At 61.0% G+C, this 18,886-nt stretch carries 16 protein-coding genes; 10 read left to right on the forward strand and 6 right to left on the reverse strand.

Features of this window, described 5'->3' with window-relative positions:
* Window positions 1–173 precede the first annotated feature (173 nt).
* Window positions 174–1,136 carry a DMT family transporter gene (locus F2S13_RS03665; protein ID WP_166359090.1) on the forward strand — a complete coding sequence of 321 codons (963 nt, stop codon included), beginning with the start codon at window positions 174–176 and terminating at the stop codon, window positions 1,134–1,136.
* Here F2S13_RS03665 and F2S13_RS03670 read toward each other — a convergent pair.
* Both F2S13_RS03670 and F2S13_RS03675 read right to left on the reverse strand, forming a co-directional pair.
* On the reverse strand, window positions 1,133–1,756 hold the full coding sequence (locus F2S13_RS03670) for an NAD(P)H-dependent oxidoreductase (protein ID WP_166359091.1): 624 nt from the start codon (window positions 1,754–1,756) through the stop codon (window positions 1,133–1,135). The two genes, F2S13_RS03665 and F2S13_RS03670, sit on opposite strands and share 4 nt — an antisense overlap.
* The gene (locus F2S13_RS03675; RefSeq protein WP_166359092.1) at window positions 1,749–3,143 is read right to left on the reverse strand and encodes a class II fumarate hydratase; all 1,395 of its coding nucleotides are present in this window, start codon (window positions 3,141–3,143) and stop codon (window positions 1,749–1,751) included. The genes F2S13_RS03670 and F2S13_RS03675 overlap by 8 nt, the downstream gene beginning before the upstream one ends.
* Before the next feature lie 181 nt (window positions 3,144–3,324).
* On the opposite strand from F2S13_RS03675, the gene F2S13_RS03680 reads away from it, so the two are divergent.
* The 7 genes from F2S13_RS03680 (at window position 3,325) to F2S13_RS03710 (ending at window position 11,066) form a co-directional block, all read left to right on the forward strand.
* Window positions 3,325–3,861: a DUF2059 domain-containing protein gene (locus tag F2S13_RS03680; RefSeq protein WP_166359093.1), complete on the forward strand. Its 537-nt coding sequence runs from the start codon at window positions 3,325–3,327 to the stop codon at window positions 3,859–3,861.
* Window positions 3,862–3,873: 12 nt separating this feature from the next.
* Window positions 3,874–4,173 (forward strand): BolA family protein, encoded by a 300-nt coding sequence (locus F2S13_RS03685; RefSeq protein WP_166359094.1) that lies wholly within the window; start codon window positions 3,874–3,876, stop codon window positions 4,171–4,173.
* A 100-nt stretch (window positions 4,174–4,273) separates the two neighbouring features.
* Window positions 4,274–5,212, forward strand: a complete 939-nt coding sequence (gene trhO / locus F2S13_RS03690; RefSeq protein WP_166359095.1) for an oxygen-dependent tRNA uridine(34) hydroxylase TrhO — start codon at window positions 4,274–4,276, stop codon at window positions 5,210–5,212.
* A 3-nt stretch (window positions 5,213–5,215) separates the two neighbouring features.
* A complete protein-coding gene (locus F2S13_RS03695) occupies window positions 5,216–5,848 on the forward strand; it encodes a DsbA family protein (protein ID WP_166359096.1) in 633 nt (210 codons plus the stop codon).
* A complete protein-coding gene (locus F2S13_RS03700) occupies window positions 5,841–7,673 on the forward strand; it encodes an ABC transporter ATP-binding protein (protein WP_166359097.1) in 1,833 nt (610 codons plus the stop codon). The genes F2S13_RS03695 and F2S13_RS03700 overlap by 8 nt, the downstream gene beginning before the upstream one ends.
* Before the next feature lie 112 nt (window positions 7,674–7,785).
* Window positions 7,786–10,245, forward strand: a complete 2,460-nt coding sequence (locus tag F2S13_RS03705) for an EAL domain-containing protein (RefSeq protein ID WP_166359098.1) — start codon at window positions 7,786–7,788, stop codon at window positions 10,243–10,245.
* Entirely contained in the window at window positions 10,245–11,066 is an 822-nt protein-coding gene (locus F2S13_RS03710) for an iron-containing redox enzyme family protein (protein ID WP_218583789.1), read from the forward strand. Before F2S13_RS03705 ends, F2S13_RS03710 begins: the two co-directional genes overlap by 1 nt.
* A gap of 15 nt (window positions 11,067–11,081) precedes the next feature.
* Here F2S13_RS03710 and F2S13_RS03715 read toward each other — a convergent pair whose 3' ends face one another.
* The 4 genes from F2S13_RS03715 to F2S13_RS03730 all read right to left on the reverse strand — a co-directional run bounded on the left by F2S13_RS03715 (window position 11,082) and on the right by F2S13_RS03730 (window position 14,734).
* On the reverse strand, window positions 11,082–11,822 hold the full coding sequence (locus tag F2S13_RS03715) for a YciK family oxidoreductase (protein WP_166359100.1): 741 nt from the start codon (window positions 11,820–11,822) through the stop codon (window positions 11,082–11,084).
* A 143-nt stretch (window positions 11,823–11,965) separates the two neighbouring features.
* Window positions 11,966–12,637, reverse strand: a complete 672-nt coding sequence (mupP, locus tag F2S13_RS03720) for an N-acetylmuramic acid 6-phosphate phosphatase MupP (RefSeq protein WP_166359101.1) — start codon at window positions 12,635–12,637, stop codon at window positions 11,966–11,968.
* Window positions 12,638–12,639: 2 nt separating this feature from the next.
* Window positions 12,640–13,338 carry a bifunctional 2-polyprenyl-6-hydroxyphenol methylase/3-demethylubiquinol 3-O-methyltransferase UbiG gene (ubiG, locus tag F2S13_RS03725; RefSeq protein WP_166359102.1) on the reverse strand — a complete coding sequence of 233 codons (699 nt, stop codon included), beginning with the start codon at window positions 13,336–13,338 and terminating at the stop codon, window positions 12,640–12,642.
* 64 nt (window positions 13,339–13,402) lie between these two features.
* Complete coding sequence (locus F2S13_RS03730) at window positions 13,403–14,734, reverse strand: TRZ/ATZ family hydrolase (protein WP_166359103.1); 1,332 nt, start codon at window positions 14,732–14,734, stop codon at window positions 13,403–13,405.
* Window positions 14,735–14,841: 107 nt separating this feature from the next.
* On the opposite strand from F2S13_RS03730, the gene mtnA reads away from it, so the two are divergent.
* Both mtnA and gyrA read left to right on the forward strand, forming a co-directional pair.
* Window positions 14,842–15,918 (forward strand): S-methyl-5-thioribose-1-phosphate isomerase, encoded by a 1,077-nt coding sequence (gene mtnA / locus F2S13_RS03735; protein ID WP_166359104.1) that lies wholly within the window; start codon window positions 14,842–14,844, stop codon window positions 15,916–15,918.
* 318 nt (window positions 15,919–16,236) lie between these two features.
* On the forward strand, window positions 16,237–18,882 hold the full coding sequence (gene gyrA / locus F2S13_RS03740; protein ID WP_166359105.1) for a DNA gyrase subunit A: 2,646 nt from the start codon (window positions 16,237–16,239) through the stop codon (window positions 18,880–18,882).
* Window positions 18,883–18,886: the final 4 nt, after the last annotated feature.

Consider the following 18,886-nt stretch of genomic DNA (forward strand, 5'->3'; position numbering starts at 1 on the left):
CAGACAAACCGGGTTGCCAGCATCGCAGGCAAGTCGAGTCGTCGCACCGCAGCTCCCACAGAGCAAACTAAACACTTACCGCCCATTCCGCTCCACAACTGTTCCTGTGTGAAAATTCTTACAGCGCTTAGAATCGTGCTTTATCCCGCCCCCCAGGGATCTCGAGGCTGGTCATGCACATTTCATCCGGACGTTGGGTCTACGGTCTTCTCCTGTCATTGTTGACCGCATTCCTGTGGGGCATTCTGCCGATCAAGTTGAAGCAGGTCCTGCAGACCATGGATCCGGTGACGGTCACCTGGTATCGGCTGATGGTTTCCGGCGGCGTTTTGTTTGCCTACCTGGCTTTCGTCAAGCGCCTGCCGAGCTTCACAGGCCTGGGGCGCAGGAACATCGGCCTGGTGCTGTTGGCAGTGGCGGGGCTGGTGGGTAACTACGTGTGTTACTTGTTCGGCCTGAAACTGGTCAGCCCGGGTACCGCGCAACTGGTTATCCAGATGGGCCCCATCCTGCTGCTGCTCGGCAGCGTGTTCATTTTCAAGGAACGCTTCACCCTGACCCAGGGCATTGGCCTGGCCATTTTGCTGGCGGGATTCGGGATGTTTTTCAACCAGCGTCTGGAAGAATTGCTGACTTCGCTGAGCCAATACACCGCCGGTGTATTGATTACGCTGCTGGCCGCGGCGGTCTGGACCTTTTATGCCCTGGGCCAGAAACAACTGCTGACGGTGTGGAACTCGGTGCAGGTGATGATGCTGATCTACCTGCTGTGTGCACTGGTCCTCACGCCCTGGGCGCACCCGCTGGAGGTGCTGCAACTGAGCCCGCTGCAAGGCTGGTTGTTGCTGGCCTGCTGCCTCAACACGCTGGTGGCCTACGGGGCCTTCGCCGAAGCCCTGGCCCATTGGGAAGCTTCACGTGTCAGCGCGACACTGGCTATCACGCCGCTGGTGACCTTCGGCGCCGTGGCCGTGGCGGCGCAGATCTGGCCGGACTATGTCCCCAAAGAAGAGATCAACGGCTTGGGCTACACCGGCGCCATGATCGTCGTCCTGGGCTCGGCATTGACGGCGCTGGGGCCGTCGATTCTGGCAGGTTGGCGGGCGCGCCGCCTGAGGATTGCCGGACAACATTAGGTACCGATCTGCCGTCCCAGGGCTTCGGTCTGATGCAGCCATTGCTGGCGCTGTTCCTCCGTGGAGGACTGCGCCGGGGCGAATTCCTTCAGGTGCAGGGTCTTGACTCCGCAGAAGCCCAGGGTGGTGCGTATCATCTGTTTATGCGCCGGGGCCCCATATTTCCAGCGGAAATAGTGCGGCGAAGTGTCCATGGTCACCAGCAGGTCGGCGCTGCGGCCCAGCAACAGCTTGTTGGCCTGGTCTTCGCGACCATGGGCCTTGAAGGCGAAACCGGGCAACAAGACCCGGTCCAGAAAGCCCTTGAGCAATGCAGGCAGCCCGCCCCACCAGATGGGATAGACGAACACCAGATGTTCGGCCCAGTGAATCTGCCGCTGGGCTTCGAGCAGGTCCGGCTCCAGCGGTTGCGATTGTTCGTAGCCGCTGTGCAGCACAGGGTCGAATTTCAGCTCGCCAAGGCGGATCACTCGTACCACATGACCACCACTGCGGGCGCCCTGGGCATAGGCTTCACCCAGGGCATGACCAAGGCTGATGGTCTTCGGCGTGCCGAAAATCATCAGGATGCGTTTGCCGTCACCTTCAAGGGCGGTGGCGCCGCTTTTACGCTCAACCATTCTTGCCGGCCTCGAGCATGCTTTCCGGGCGCACCCACAGGTCGAATTCGGCATCGGTCAGGTAACCCAGCGCCAGCGCCGCTTCGCGCAGCGTCCGGCCGTCGGCATAGGCTTTCTTGGCGATTTCCGCGGCCTTGTCGTAGCCGATATGCGGGTTCAGTGCAGTGACCAGCATCAGGCCCTGCTCCAGGTGTCTGGCCATTTGCTCTGGGTCGGGTTCCAGGCCCGCGATGCAATGCTGCTGGAAGTTGCTGCAGCCATCGGCAAGCAAGCCGATCGATTGCAGCAGGTTATGAATGATCACCGGCTTGAAGACGTTGAGTTGCAGATGGCCCTGGCTGGCGGCAAAGCCCACCGCAACGTCATTGCCCATTACCTGGCAGGCGATCATCGACAGGGCCTCGCATTGGGTCGGGTTGACCTTGCCGGGCATGATCGAACTACCCGGTTCGTTGGCCGGCAGGCGCACTTCGGCGATCCCTGCGCGTGGGCCGGAGCCCAGCAGACGCAGGTCGTTGGCCAGTTTCATCAGTGTCACCGCCAGGGTTTTCAAGGCCCCGGACAGTGTGGTCAGAGGTTCATGACCGGCCAATGCGGCAAATTTGTTCGGTGCGGTGACGAATGGCAGGCCCGACAGTGCGGCCAGTTCAGCAGCCATCGCCTCGGCGAATCCATGGGGCGAATTCAGGCCAGTGCCTACGGCGGTACCGCCCTGGGCCAGTTCACAGACGGCCGGCAGGGCGGCGCGAATGGCGCGCTGGGCGTAATCGAGCTGAGCGACGAACGCCGACATTTCCTGACCGAAGGTAATGGGCGTCGCGTCCATCATGTGGGTGCGGCCGGTCTTGACCAGGTGTTGATGGCGCACCGCAAGCTCGGCCAGCCCGTCGGACAGGTCGGCAATGGACGGCAGCAGATGCTCTTGCACGGCCTTGACCGTGGCAATGTGCATGGCCGTGGGGAAGCAATCGTTGGAGCTCTGCGAGCGATTGACGTGATCGTTCGGGTGTACCGGATTTTTGCCACCGCGGCCTTTGCCCGCCAGTTCGTTCGCGCGACCGGCGATCACTTCGTTGACGTTCATGTTGCTTTGGGTGCCACTGCCGGTCTGCCAGACGACGAGCGGGAATTGGTCGTCGTGTTGGCCGCCGAGCACTTCGTCGGCGGCCTGTTCGATCAACCGGGCAATGTCCGCCGGAAGGTCTCCGTTGCGGTTGTTGACGCGTGCGGCGGCTTTTTTTATCAGTGCCAGGGCATGCAGGACATCCAGCGGCATGCGTTCCTTGCCGATCGCAAAATTGATCAGTGAGCGCTGAGTCTGGGCACCCCAGTAGGCTTGATCGGGAACTTCTACCTGACCAAGGCTGTCAGTTTCGATACGGCTCATGCTGCTCTCACTCCTTTGTGGTCTGATTTCGCAGTTTAGGTCTTGATTCGACACTTCGGTTCCATTGATCCATGATCTGACGGTAACCTCTCAACGTAACCAGGGTTGAGCCCTGCACCTTCGTGGGCGCAGAATGTTCAACTCAGAGGTGAAACCTCGCCTGCCAATTAAAGGAAACCCGATGACTCGTCTTCGTGCCATTTGCACCGCAGTTGCTCTGGTCTGCGCCAGCGGCCAGGTCTTCGCCGCTACCCCCAGCCATGAGGCCAGCGCCGACGCCTTCCTGAAGATGGCGCATGCCGACAAGCTTGGCACCCCGGTGTACATGCAAGTTCAGCAAATGTTTGCCCAGCGCTTCGAACAGACCAAGGCCCCGGCGTCGAAAAAAGCCGTGCTCGATACCTACCAGGCCAAGGCCAATGCCGCGCTGGACCAGGCCATCGGCTGGAACAAGCTCAAGCCTGACATGATCAAGCTGTACACCGACAACTTCAGTGAACAGGAACTCAAGGACCTGGTCGCCTTCTATCAATCGCCACTGGGCCGCAAAGTCCTGGAAAAAATGCCGGTCGTGACCCAGAAATCCGCACAGCTGACCCAGCAGAAACTGGAAAGCGCCGTGCCTGTGGTCAACAAGCTGCTGGCCGACATGACCAAGGAACTGGACCCGGCGGGTGCCGCCAAGGCTGCCGCCGCAGCACCGGCGAAGAAGCCGTAAGCGGAGCCGCTCATGTCCATGCAGCAACGTATTGAGCAATCGCTGGCCGTCCTGAAGCCAGAACACCTGCAAGTGCTCGACGAGAGCCACATGCACAGTCGCGGCCTGGAGACGCACTTCAAGGCGGTGCTGGTCAGCGAGCAGTTCGACGGCCTCAATAGCGTCAAGCGTCATCAGAAAGTGTACGCCACGCTGGGCGAGTTGATGGGGCAATTCCACGCCCTGGCCCTGCACACGTACACGCCGCAAGAGTGGGAAAAGATCGGCGCAGCCCCGGCATCGCCGACCTGTGCCGGCGGTAGTAAACACTGACCGTCAGTTTTTGCTAGAATCCGCAACGCGCCGCCTGTCGGCGCGTTTTTTTTTGCATCCGGTCCGCCCTTTGCGAGGGTGACCACCAGGAGAAATACCCATGACACAAAGCATTGTCGTGGCGGCACTGTATAAGTTCGTCACCCTCAATAATTACGTCGAATTGCGCGAGCCCCTGCTCAAGGCAATGGAAGACAATGGCATCAAAGGCACGCTGCTGCTGGCCGAAGAAGGCATCAACGGCACCGTTTCCGGTACCCGCGAAGGGATCGACGGCCTGCTGGCCTGGCTCAAGGGCGACGAGCGCATGGTCGACCTCGACCACAAAGAGTCGTACTGCGACGAACAACCGTTCTACCGCACCAAGGTCAAGCTCAAGAAAGAGATCGTCACCCTGGGCGTCGAAGGCGTGGACCCCAACTACCGGGTCGGCACCTATGTCGAACCGCAGGACTGGAACGCGTTGATCAGCGACCCTGAAGTCCTGTTGATCGATACCCGTAACGACTACGAGGTTTCGATTGGCACTTTCCAGGGCGCCATCGATCCAAAGACCACCAGCTTTCGCGAATTCCCGGACTACATCAAGGCCAATTTCGACCCGGCCCGCCACAAGAAAGTCGCGATGTTCTGTACCGGCGGCATTCGTTGTGAGAAGGCTTCGAGCTACATGCTGGGCGAGGGATACGAGGAGGTTTATCACCTCAAGGGCGGCATCCTGAAGTACCTCGAAGAGGTCCCGCAGGAAGAGAGCCGTTGGGAAGGTGACTGTTTCGTCTTCGATAACCGGGTCACTGTGCGTCATGACCTGACCGAGGGCGACTATGATCAATGTCATGCCTGCCGCACGCCGATCAGTGTGCAGGACCGCGAGTCGGAACATTATTCACCCGGCATCAGTTGCCCCCATTGCTGGGACAGCCTGAGTGAAAAGACTCGCCGCAGTGCGATCGACCGGCAAAAGCAGATCGAGTTGGCAAAAGCACGCAACCTGCCGCACCCGATCGGCCATAATTACCGGAAAGTCACGGAGGTCTGATCCATGTCCGCTCGCCTGTTGTACGTGATGGACCCGATGTGCTCCTGGTGCTGGGGGTTTGCGCCAGTGGCCGAGGCCCTGATCGAACAGGCGCATGCGGCGGGTGTGGAAGTGCACCTGGTCATGGGCGGTTTGCGCACCGGCAGCGTGGCGCTGGATCCTTCGACCCGGCGCTATATCCTCGAGCATTGGCAGGCGGTGAGCGATGCCACTGGGCAGGCCTTTGCGTTCGAAGGGGCGCTGCCCGAGGGTTTCATCTACGACACCGAGCCCGCCTGCCGGGCGGTGGTGGCGGCGCGCAATCTCGACCCTTCCTGCGCCTGGCCGTTGGTCAAGCTCATCCAGCACGCGTTTTATGTGCAAGGGCGCGATGTCACCCGCGCGCCGGTGCTGGTGGAGCTGGCCGAAGCGGCAGGCCTGCCGCGCAACGAGTTCGCCGCGGCCTTCGACAGTGCCGAGCAGCAAATGACCACGGCGGCCGATTTCACCTGGGTGCAGGACCTGGGTATCGCCGGTTTCCCGACACTGCTGGCCGAACGCAACGGCCAGCTGGCGCTGCTGACCAACGGCTATCAGCCTCTTTCTGAACTGGCACCGTTGCTCGGTCGCTGGCTGGAGCGTGCCGCTTATGCTTGACGTCTCGGGCTCACCGCACCTTCCACCCGTCAAGGAGCCGACTCATTCGGATCGTTTGACATGGGCGGAAATTCGGCGGTTGGCCCTGCGTCATAAAAAAGCCCTTTGGATCGCCAACGGTGTGGCGGTGCTGGCGACCCTGTGCACGGTTCCGATTCCCTTGCTATTGCCATTGCTGGTCGACGAAGTCTTGCTCGGCCATGGCGATGCGGCCCTCAAATGGATGAACCGGCTGTTGCCCGACAGCTGGCAGGTGGCGGCCGGCTATATCGGTCTGATGCTGCTGGTGACCTTGACCCTGCGCGGCGCGGGGCTGGTTTTCAACGTGCTTCAGGCGCGATTGTTTGCGGGGCTGGCCAAGGACATGGTCTATCGCTTGCGCATTCGCCTGATCGAACGGCTCAAGCGGATCTCCCTCAGCGAGTACGAAAGCCTGGGCAGCGGCACGGTCACGACTCACCTGGTCACCGACCTCGATACCCTGGATAAATTCGTCGGCGAGACCCTCAGCCGCTTTCTGGTGGCTGCACTCACCCTGACCGGCACCGCCGGGATCCTGATGTGGATGCACTGGGAGCTGGCGCTGTTGATCCTGCTGTTCAACCCTCTGGTGATCTTTGCCACGGTGCAGTTGGGCAAGCGGGTCAAGCATCTGAAGAAGCTCGAAAACGACAGCACGTCGCGTTTCACCCAGGCCTTGACCGAAACCCTGGATGCCATCCAGGAAATCCGTGCCGGCAACCGCCAGGGCTTTTTTCTCGGTCGGCTTGGCTTGCGCGCCCAGGAAGTGCGCGATTACGCGGTGGCTTCCCAGTGGAAAAGCGATGCATCGGGCCGTGCCAGCGGTTTGCTGTTCCAGTTCGGCATCGATATTTTCCGCGCGGCGGCCATGCTCACGGTGCTGTTCTCCGACCTCTCCATCGGGCAGATGCTCGCGGTATTCAGCTACCTGTGGTTCATGATCGGCCCGGTCGAGCAGTTGCTGAACCTGCAATATGCGTACTACGCCGCCGGTGGCGCGCTGACCCGTATCAACGAATTGCTGGCGCGCGCCGATGAACCGCAGTATGCCGGCGGTGCAGACCCGTTCAAGGGGCGTGACACCGTGGGCATCGACGTCCGTGGCCTGAGCTTCGGTTACGGCGAAGAGTTGGTGCTCGATCAACTGGACCTGTCCATCGCTCCGGGCGAGAAGGTGGCGGTGGTGGGGGCCAGCGGGGGCGGAAAAAGTACCCTGGTGCAGCTGTTGCTCGGCCTCTATACCCCGCAGTCCGGTACCGTCCGCTTTGGCGGCTCGACCTTGCAGGAAATCGGCCTGGAAACCGTTCGCGAAAATGTTGCCGTAGTACTGCAGCATCCTTCGCTGTTCAACGACAGCGTGCGGGCTAACCTGACCATGGGCCGCGACTGCTCGGATGACGCGTGTTGGCGCGCACTGGAAATCGCTCAGCTCGATGGCACCATCGCGGCGTTGCCCAAGGGCCTGGACAGCGTTGTCGGGCGTTCCGGCGTACGTCTTTCCGGAGGCCAGCGCCAACGCCTGGCGATTGCCCGCATGGTCCTGGCCGACCCCAAGGTGGTGATTCTCGATGAAGCCACTTCGGCGCTGGACGCTGCCACTGAATACAATCTGCACCAGGCGCTCGCGCGCTTCCTGAGTGAACGTACCACCTTGATCATCGCCCACCGTTTGTCGGCCGTTAAACAGGCCGACAGGGTCCTGGTGTTCGATGGCGGGCATGTGGCCGAGGATGGCGATCACTTGCAATTGATCGCCGAAGGTGGCCTTTACGCCAAACTCTATGGCCATTTGCAACAAATCTGATAGACAACAGGCTTCATGAATGACAGTTTCAGCCGCTGCGCTGGGGAGAATTGTCCTAGTCTGAGCGGTGGTAAGTTGGGTTGTGGCTGGCTCTGCTGATGTAAGGGAACTCATGAAGCAAAAACGGACTCTCGAAACGCCAAGGTTGTTGGGCATCGTCTGGCCATTCATAGCCGTCGTGCTGTTTCAGGCATTGTTGGGGTGTATCAGTCTTTACGCGCTGTCGGCGGTGCGTGGCTATGTGGCAGGCGAAAGCTTGTGGTCCAAGGGGCAAAAGGATGCGATCTATTACCTGAGCCAGTATGCCGACAGCCGCGATGAATCGATTTTTCGCAATTATCAGCGTGCTATTGCCGTGCCACAGGGCAGCCATGACCTGCGCATTGCCCTGGACAGCCCGCAGCCTGATCTGGATGCGGCCCGCCAGGGCATTCTGCAAGGGGGCAACCACCCGGACGATGTCAGCGGCGTTATCTGGTTGTATTTGAATTTCCGCCATTTCAGCTACATGGAAAAAGCCATCGAACTGTGGACGGTGGGCGATAGCTTCTTGCAGCAACTCGATGAGGTGGCCCGGCAGATGCATCAAGGTATCTCTCGGGGCCTGGCCAGCGAAGCGCAGATCGTTCGCTGGAAGGAGCAGATCGCTGCGATCAACAATGGCGTGACGCCCGCCGCGATGGCATTCAGCAATGCCCTGGGCGAGGGCTCGCGTTATCTATTGCGCATGCTGCTGGCGACCAACCTGGTCACGGCGCTGGTGCTGATCATTCTGGCGTTGTGGCGATCGCAAAAGTTGCTGGCGCAGCGGCATGCGTTCGCCAGTGCGCTGCAAGTGGAGCGTGAACGGGCGCAGGTCACGCTGGAGTCCATCGGCGATGGTGTGATCACCACGGGCGTCGACGGTTCGATCGCTTACATGAACCCGGCAGCCGAGCAACTGACCCTGTGGAATGCCGAGCAGGCCTATGGAATGCCGCTGGCATCGCTGTTCAATCTGCTCGATGACAACGCCGAAAAAGACAGCTTCACGCTGATCGACCACATTCTCAGTGGCGAGCTGCGCGGTGGCAGCGAGCATGCCAAGCTGATTCAGCGCCTGGATGGCAGTACCGTTTCGGTGACGCTGGTGGGCGCACCGATCCGGGCCCAGGGCAAGGTCAGTGGTGCTGTGCTGGTGTTGCACGATATGACCCAGGAGCGCCAGTACATCGATGATCTGTCCTGGCAGGCCAGCCATGATGCGTTGACCGGGCTGGCCAACCGACGGGAATTCGAGCACCGGCTCGAGTTGGCGCTCACGGGGCTGAGCCGGCAAGCCGCGCACCACTCCCTGATGTTCCTGGACCTGGACCAATTCAAGCTGGTCAACGATACCTGTGGCCATGCGGCCGGCGACGAATTGCTGCGGCACATATGCACCTTGCTGCAATCGAACCTGCGCGAGGACGATACGCTGGCGCGCCTGGGCGGCGACGAGTTCGGCATTCTGCTGGAGAACTGCCCGTCGGACGTGGCGGAAAAGATCGGCGAAGGCTTGCGCCAGACCGTGCAGAACCTGCACTTCGTCTGGAAGGGACGGCAATTCGTGACGACCGTGAGCATTGGCGTGGTGCACATTGCCCAGGCGCCGACCAGTCTGGAGGCCTCGTTGCGGGCGGCGGACATGGCGTGCTACATGGCCAAGGAGAAAGGCCGTAACCGGGTTCAGGTCTACCACGCCGACGACTCGGAACTGTCCCTGCGTTTTGGCGAAATGGCCTGGGTGCAGCGCCTGCACATGGCCCTGGAAGAAAATCGCTTCTGCCTCTATGCCCAGGAGATTGCTGCGCTGGGCGTTTCGGATAACCCGGGTGGGCATATCGAGATTCTGTTGCGCCTGCATGATGAGACGGGCCGGGTCATTCTGCCGGACAGTTTCATTCCTGCGGCCGAGCGCTATGGGTTGATGACGGCGATCGACAGCTGGGTGGTACAGAATGTATTCAAGGTCATACGCAACTGCATGTTCGAGGGGCATGACGGCCCGCTGGCCATGTGCGCGATCAATCTGTCAGGTAGCAGTATCGGTGACGAGAAGTTCCTGGAGTTCTTGCGTGAGCAGTTCATCGAGCACGACATTCCGCCGGAATTGATTTGTTTCGAAATTACCGAGACCAGTGCCATTGCCAATCTGAGCAGCGCCATTCGTTTCATCAATGAATTGAAAGGCCTGGGGTGCCGTTTCTCGCTGGATGACTTTTGCGCCGGCATGTCGTCGTTCGTCTATCTCAAGCATTTGCCTGTAGACTTCCTGAAAATCGACGGTAGCTTCGTCAAGGACATGCTCGACGACCCCATCAACCGGGCCATGGTAGAGGTCATCAATCACATCGGCCATGTGATGGGCAAGAAAACCATTGCCGAATTCGTGGAAACGCCGTTGATCGAGCAAGCCTTGATGGAGGTCGGTGTCGACTATGCCCAAGGCTATCTGATAGAACGTCCGCAAGTATTCAACAGCGCCAGCCTGCAACGCCGTCACCAGCGCTCCAGGCCCTTGTTGTTCAAGGCGCCCGGCACGTTTCGCTGATGGTTGCACAGCCACCGAGTCAAAAGGAGTCGACAGTGACAGACGCGTTTAACCGAACCGGTCCCTTGATGGAGGTCGGTAGTTACCCTGCGTGGGCGCGGCAATTGATCCAGGATTGCAGCGAGAGCAAGCGCCGGGTCGTGGAACATGAGCTGTACCAGCGTATGCGTGACGCTTCGCTGAGCCCCAGGACCATGCGTCAGTACCTGATCGGTGGCTGGCCGGTGGTCGAGCAATTTGCCTTGTACATGGCACAGAACCTGACCAAGACCCGTTTCGCCCGCCATCCTGGCGAAGATATGGCGCGGCGCTGGTTGATGCGCAACATCCGGGTCGAGCTGAACCATGCCGACTACTGGGTGAATTGGAGCCAGGCCCATGGCGTCAGCCTCGAGGACTTGCAGGCGCAACAGGTGCCTGGGGAGCTTCAGGCACTGAGCCATTGGTGCTGGCACACCAGTTCTTCCGACTCTCTGGTCATCGCCATTGCCGCAACCAACTACGCCATCGAAGGCGCCACAGGCGAATGGTCGGCGATGGTTTGTTCCACTGGCGCCTATGCTGCCGCGTTTCCCGAAGAAGGGCGCAAGCGGGCGATGAAGTGGCTGAAGATGCATGCCCAGTACGATGACTCGCATCCCTGGGAGGCACTTGAAATCATTTGCACCCTGGCAGGCAACAATCCGTCCACTGCTCTGCGTGACGAGCTGCGGCGGGCGATCTGCAAGAGTTATGAGTATATGTACCTGTTCCTCGAACGCTGCATGCAGTTCGAGCAGCACCAACCCGCGCATGAACGGATGGCACTGCTCGAAGACTGAGGTGCTCGTTATGGCTTATTGGGCGTTGAACGCCTGGCCATTGATGCCGGCGCTGTCAGGGCCCATCAGGTACAGGTAGACCGGCATGATCTCTTCGGGCAACGGGTTGATGTCCGGATTCTCGCCCGGGTAGGCCTGGGCGCGCATGCTGGTGCGCGTAGCGCCAGGGTTGACGCTGTTGGCGCGGACCGGCGCCACACCATCCAGTTCGTCCGCCAGGGTCTGCATCAGGCCTTCAGTGGCAAACTTGGAAACGCCATAGGCGCCCCAGTAGGCCCGACCCTTGCGGCCAACGCTGCTGGAAGTGAAGATCACGGATGCATCCTGGGACAGCTTGAGCAGCGGCAGCATGGTGCTGGTCAGCATGAACATGGCGTTGACGTTGACGTGCATGACGCGCATGAAGTTTTCGCCAGACAGCTGTTCCAGCGGCGTTCTCGGCCCGATGATCGAGGCATTGTGCAGCAGGCCGTCCAGGCGACCGAACTCGTTTTCGATCATGGCCGCCAGTTCGTCGTACTGGTGGGGCAGGGCCGTTTCCAGATTGAACGGGATGACCGCCGGCTGAGGATGGCCGGCTGCCTCGATTTCGTCGTAGACCTCGATCAGGTTGGCTTCGGTCTTGCCCAGCAGCAGGACGGTGGCGCCGTGGGCGGCATAAGTCTTGGCGGCGGCAGCGCCGATTCCGCGGCCTGCGCCGGTGACCAGGATTACCCGGTCCTTGAGCAGTTCTGGGCGGGCGGAGTAGTCAAACATGGGTAGACCTCGAATTAGGTGGTGACTTCATCGCTGGCAAGCCAGCTCCCACAGTGGATCCCAGTAAATTCACAATTTTGTGAATGACACCTGAACTCTGTGGGAGCGGGCTTGCCCGCGATAAGGTCCAAAGGACCTTCAAATCAGCAGCTACACAAAGCGCTATCAAGCACCTTGCGCAAATCCAGCGGATGATCGACTACCACATCCGCCCCCCAGTTGTTCGGGTTGTCCTGAGGATGAATATAGCCATAGGTCACGGCGGCGGTGCGGGTGCCGGCATCGCGCCCGGACTCGATATCGCGCAGGTCATCGCCGACGAACAATACGCTGGCCGGGTCCAGGTCGAGCATCTTGCAGGCCAGGATCAGCGGCTCCGGGTCTGGCTTGCTGTTCTTGACGTGGTCGGGGCAGATCAGCAGGGCCGAGCGTTCGGCCAGGCCCAGTTGCTGCATGATCGGCTCGGCGAAGCGCACCGGCTTGTTGGTGACTACGCCCCAGACCAGGTCGGAGCTTTCGATGTCGGCCAGAAGCTCGGCCATGCCGTCGTACAGTTTGCTGTGGACCGCGCAGTTGCTTTGGTAGCGTTCCAGGAACTCAAGGCGCAGGGGCTCGAACTCTGGCGATTCGGGCGACAGGCCAAAGGTCACTTCGACCATGGCGCGGGCGCCACCGGAAATCACGTCACGAATCAGTTGTTCGTCCATTGCCGGCAAGCCGCGATCGGCGCGCATGCCCTGGCAGATGGCGATGAAATCCGGCGCCGTATCGAGCAGGGTGCCGTCCATGTCGAAAAGTACTGCTCTTAAACGCATGCTCATTCCTCGCGCAGGGTCTGGATCATGTAATTGACGTCTACATCGGCAGCCAATTTATAGTGCTTGGTCAGCGGGTTGTAGGTCAGGCCGATGATGTCCTTGACCGTCAGACCGGCGGCACGGCTCCAGGCACCCAGTTCGGAAGGGCGGATGAACTTCTTGAAGTCGTGGGTGCCGCGCGGCAGCAGCTTCATGATGTATTCGGCACCGACGATGGCGAACAGATACGCCTTTGGATTGCGGTTGATGGTCGAGAAGAACACCTGGCCACCCGGCTTGACCATGCGGAAACAGGCGCGGATCACCGACGCTGGGTCCGGCACGTGCTCGAGCATCTCAAGGCAGGTGACGACGTCGAACTGCTCGGGCATTTCCTCGGCCAGGGCCTCGGCGGTGATTTGCCGGTATTCGACGTTCACGCCCGATTCCAGTTGATGCAACTGGGCCACGGCCAAGGGCGCCTCGCCCATGTCGATACCGGTGACGGTGGCGCCGCGCTGGGCCATGGCTTCGCTGAGAATGCCGCCGCCGCAACCGACGTCGAGCACCTTCTTGCCGGCCAGGTTGACCCGCTCATCGATCCAGTTGACCCGCAGGGGGTTGATGTCGTGCAGTGGCTTGAACTCGCTTTCGCGGTCCCACCAGCGGTGGGCCAAGGCCTCGAATTTGGCGATTTCAGCGTGGTCGACGTTGCTCATGGACTGTCCTCTGAAGCTTGAAAATTCTGCGTGCTTGCCGGCAGGTCAGGCGCCTGCCGGTGGGTTATTCGGTGTGGCCGCCGATGCGTTTGCCCCAGGCCGTGGCCGTGGCATGCAGCTGTTGTTCATCCAGGCGAGTCAGGCGGCGCTCGTCGAGCAGCTGCTTGCCGGCGACCCAGACATGTTTCACGCAATCGCGACCGCTGGCATAAATCAGTTGCGAGACCGGATCGTAGATCGGTTGCTGGGCCAGGCCCGACAGGTCGAAAGCGACCATGTCGGCAGCCTTGCCAGGCTCCAGTGAGCCGATAGCGGCGTCCAGGCCCAGCGCCCTGGCGCCGTTGAGGGTAGCCATGCGCAGGGCGCGATGGGCATCCAGGGCGGTGGCGCAGCCGGCGACGGCCTTGGCCAACAGGGCAGCGGTACGGGTTTCGCCGAGCAGGTCCAGGTCGTTGTTGCTGGCGGCGCCATCGGTACCGACTGCGACATTGACCCCGGCTTGCCACAGACGTTCGACCGGACAGAAGCCGCTGGCCAGTTTCAGGTTCGACTCGGGGCAATGAATTACGCTGGTGTTGGTTTCTACCAGCAGGGTGAGGTCTTCGTCGCTGACCTGGGTCATGTGCACGGCCTGCATGCGCGGCCCGAGCAGGCCCAGGTGCGCCAGGCGAGCCAGCGGGCGCTCGCCACGTTGCTCGAGTGACTGTTGCACCTCGAAGGCGGTCTCCTGAACATGCATGTGAATGGCGGCGTCGAGTTCTTCGGCCAGCACACGGATCTTTTCCAGGTTTTCGTCGCTCACTGTATAGGGCGCGTGGGGGCCGAAGGCGACGGTGATGCGTGGGTGGTGCTTGAGATCGTTGAACAGCTCGACGCCCTGGTGCAGGGCGTGATCGGTGTCGCGGGCGCCCGGAATCGGGAAGTCCAGGATCGGAATGGCGATCTGGGCGCGAATGCCGCTTTCATGGATACGTTCGCTGGCAACTTTCGGGAAGAAATACATGTCCGAGAAACAGGTGATGCCGCCTTTGAGCTGCTCGGCGATGGCCAGGTCGGTGCCGTCACGGACAAACGCCTCGTCGACCCAGCGCCCTTCGGCCGGCCAGATGTGCTCCTCCAGCCAGGTCATCAAGGGCAAATCGTCGGCCAGGCCGCGGAACAGGGTCATCGCGGCGTGGCCGTGGGCATTGATCAGCCCGGGGCTGAGCAGGCAGCCCGGCAGTTCGCGGACCTCGCTGGCGGCGAGCTTCAACGCCTCTTCGCGTGGGCCGATATAGGCAATGCGGCCGTCGCGGACGCCGACGCCATGGGCTTGCAGGACCACGCCGGCCGGTTCCACAGGCACCAGCCAGGTGGGCAGGAGCAGGAGGTCGAGCGGGGCTGCAGGGTTGGGCATGGCGGCTTTCCAGTGCTTTTGAACGGTGATGGCGAAGTATACCCGAGCGTCTTGGCCGGGGGCTCGCTATAATCGACCGCTTTTGATGTCCGAGTACGGGGTGTGGCATGCGCGATCGACTATTGGCTGCGGAGAAGGTTAAGGCCATCGATTGGCGAGAGGACGCCTTGTACCTGCTCGATCAACGAATTCTGCCCTTCGAGGAAACCTGGCTGGCGTATACCGACGCTGCGGGTGTCGCCGAGGCGATTCGTTCGATGGTGGTGCGTGGTGCGCCTGCAATCGGTATCAGCGCGGCCTATGGCATCGTGCTGGGGGCGCGCAAGCGGCTGGCTGCCGGTGGTGACTGGCACGCTGCGCTGGAAGAAGACTTCAAGGTGCTGGCGGCTTCCCGGCCCACGGCAGTCAATCTGTTCTGGGCGCTCAATCGCATGCGCGATCGCCTGGAGCGGCTCAAGCGCAGCGATGACCCCCTGGCGGGTCTGGAGGCTGAAGCGCTGGCGATCCATGAGAGCGACCGTGAAGCCAACCTGACCATGGCGCAGTTGGGCGTGGACCTGATTCGCAGGCATCAGGGCAATGTTCAGGCGCTGTTGACCCACTGCAATACTGGCGCCTTGGCCACCGGTGGCTTCGGCACGGCCTTGGGGGTCATTCGCGGGGCCTGGCTGGAGGGTATGGTCGAGCGCGTCTATGCCGACGAGACACGGCCCTGGTTGCAGGGGTCGCGCTTGACTGCGTGGGAATTGGCCAATGAGGGCATTCCGGTCACGTTGAACGCTGATTCCGCCGCGGCGCACCTGATGAAGACCAAGGGTATTACCTGGGTCATCGTCGGCGCCGACCGGATCACGGCCAATGGCGATGTGGCGAACAAGATCGGCACCTATCAACTGGCCGTGACAGCCATGCACCACGGTGTGCGGTTCATGGTGGTGGCGCCGAGTTCCACCATCGATATGAGCCTGGCCAGTGGTGAGGATATCCCTATCGAAGAGCGCGACGGCAGCGAATTGCTGGAGGTTGGCGGGCGACGGGTCGGCGCGAATGTCGATGCTTACAACCCGGTGTTCGATGTGACGCCTGCGGATCTTATCGATGCGATCGTGACCGAGAAGGGCATCGTTGAGCGGCCGGATGCGGCGAAGATGGCGCAGTTGATGTGTCGCAAGCGGTTGCATTGATGTGACGTTGGGTGTTCTTTCGGGCCTCATCGCGGGCAAGCCCGCTCCCACAGGGGTTGGTGCTGGTCCCCTCTGTGGGAGCGGGCTTGCCCGCGATCGGTCGCACAGCGACCGCTGTACTCCCAAGAACAAGGCGATTGTGGTAATATCCGACGGTTTCCAAGACCGCCCGTTTGGGCTGTCTTTATTGCGCAAATCCATGGCATAACTCGTTGATTTGTCGTAAGTCGTTGCAAGGCACAGGCCTGCAGCGGCGAGCTTCGTTCGTCCCATATGGATGTGACGGAGTTTCACCCGAAAAAAGGAATCAGGCTTCTCATGGGCGAACTGGCCAAAGAAATCCTCCCGGTCAATATCGAAGACGAGCTGAAACAGTCCTACCTCGACTACGCGATGAGCGTGATTGTCGGGCGTGCACTGCCTGATGCGCGTGATGGCTTGAAGCCCGTGCATCGCCGCGTCCTGTTTGCGATGAGTGAACTGGGTAACGACTGGAACAAACCGTACAAGAAATCTGCCCGTGTGGTCGGTGACGTGATCGGTAAGTACCACCCGCACGGTGATACCGCGGTCTACGACACCATCGTTCGTATGGCCCAGCCGTTCTCCCTGCGTTACCTGCTGGTCGACGGCCAGGGCAACTTCGGTTCGGTCGACGGCGACAACGCCGCGGCCATGCGATACACAGAAGTGCGCATGACCAAGCTGGCGCACGAGCTGCTGGCCGACCTGCACAAGGAAACCGTCGACTGGGTACCGAACTACGACGGTACCGAACAGATCCCGGCGGTCATGCCGACCAAGATCCCCAACCTGCTGGTCAACGGTTCCAGCGGTATCGCCGTGGGCATGGCGACCAACATTCCGCCGCACAACCTCGGTGAGGTCATCGACGGTTGCCTGGCGCTGATCGACAACCCCGACGTGTCGATCGACGAACTGATGCAGTTCATTCCCGGCCCGGACTTCCCGACTGCCGCGATCATCAACGGTCGTGCCGGCATCATCGAGGCCTATCGCACCGGTCGCGGGCGCATCTACATGCGTGCTCGCTCGACCGTCGAAGACATCGACAAGGTCGGTGGCCGCCAGCAGATCGTCATCACCGAGCTGCCTTACCAGCTGAACAAGGCGCGTTTGATCGAAAAGATCGCCGAGCTGGTCAAGGAGAAGAAACTCGAAGGCATTACCGAACTGCGCGACGAGTCCGACAAGGACGGCATGCGCATCGTGATCGAGCTGCGCCGTGGCGAAGTGCCAGAGGTGATCCTCAACAACCTCTACGCCCAGACCCAGCTGCAAGCGGTGTTCGGTATCAACATTGTTGCCTTGATCGATGGTCGTCCGCGGATCCTCAACCTCAAGGACCTGCTCGAAGCCTTCGTCCGTCACCGCCGTGAAGTGGTGACCCGTCGTACCGTTTTCGAACTGCGCAAGGCGCGTGAGCGCGGGCACATTCTCGAAGGCCAGGCGGTTGCCCTGTCGAACATCGATCCGGTCATCGCCCTGATCAAGGCTTCGCCGACGCCGTCCGAGGCCAAGGAAGCACTGGTCAGCACGCCATGGGAATCGAGCGCTGTGGTGGCCATGGTCGAGCGCGCCGGCGCAGACTCCTGCCGTCCGGAAAACCTCGATCCGCAATACGGCCTGCGCGAAGGCAAATACTTCCTGTCGCCAGAGCAGGCTCAGGCGATCCTCGATCTGCGTCTGCACCGCCTGACCGGCCTGGAGCACGAGAAGCTGCTGGCCGAATACCAGGAGATCCTCAATCAGATCGGCGAGCTGATCCGCATCCTCAACAGCGCCGAGCGCCTGATGGAAGTGATCCGCGAAGAACTCGAGCTGATCCGTGCCGAATACGGTGATGTGCGCCGCACCGAAATCCTCGATGCGCGTCTGGACCTGACCCTGGGTGACCTGATCACCGAAGAAGACCGCGTGGTGACCATTTCCCACGGCGGTTATGCCAAGACCCAGCCGCTGGCGGCCTACCAGGCCCAGCGTCGCGGTGGTAAAGGCAAGTCGGCGACGGGCGTCAAGGACGAGGACTACATAGCCCACCTGCTGGTCGCCAACAGCCACACCACGCTGCTGCTGTTCTCCAGCAAGGGCAAGGTGTACTGGCTGAAAACCTACGAAATTCCGGAAGCCTCCCGTGCCGCCCGTGGTCGTCCGCTGGTCAACCTGCTGCCGCTCGATGACGGTGAGTACATCACCACCATGCTGCCGGTCGAGGAATACACCGAAGGGCACTACATTTTCATGGCCACCGCCGGCGGTACCGTGAAGAAGACCCCGCTGGAGCAGTTCAGCCGTCAGCGCAGCGTCGGTCTGATCGCGCTGGAGCTGGACGAGGGCGACGTACTGATTTCCGCGGCCATCACCGATGGCGAGCGCGAAGTCATGCTGTTCTCCGATGCCGGCAAGGTCACCCGCTTCAAGGAATCCGACGTGCGTGCCATGGGCCGTACGGCCCGCGGTGTGCGCGGCATGCGACTGGCTGAAGGTCAGAAGCTGATTTCGATGATTATCCCGGAAGAAGGCAGCCAGATCCTTACCGCTTCCGAGCGTGGTTACGGCAAGCGCACGGCAATCGGCGAGTTCCCCGAGTACAAGCGTGGCGGCCAGGGCGTGATCGCCATGGTCAGCAACGAGCGAAATGGTCGTCTGGTGGGGGCTGTACAGGTGCTCGACGGTGAGGAAATCATGCTGATTTCCGACCAGGGTACCCTGGTGCGTACCCGTGTCGACGAGGTTTCCAGCCTGGGTCGTAACACCCAGGGCGTGACCCTGATCAAGCTGGCCAGCGATGAAACGCTGGTCGGTCTGGAGCGGGTGCAGGAGCCGTCTGAAGTCGAAGGTGAAGAGGCTGAAGGCGAAGAAGGCTTCGAAGACGCCGATGTTGCTGTAGCTGAAGAGCCACAACTGGACGCAGCCGCCGACGAAGAAACACCGCAGGACTAAATGT

It is taken from the genome of Pseudomonas akapageensis (assembly GCF_011355085.1).
In the GTDB taxonomy this organism is placed as follows: domain Bacteria; phylum Pseudomonadota; class Gammaproteobacteria; order Pseudomonadales; family Pseudomonadaceae; genus Aquipseudomonas; species Aquipseudomonas akapageensis.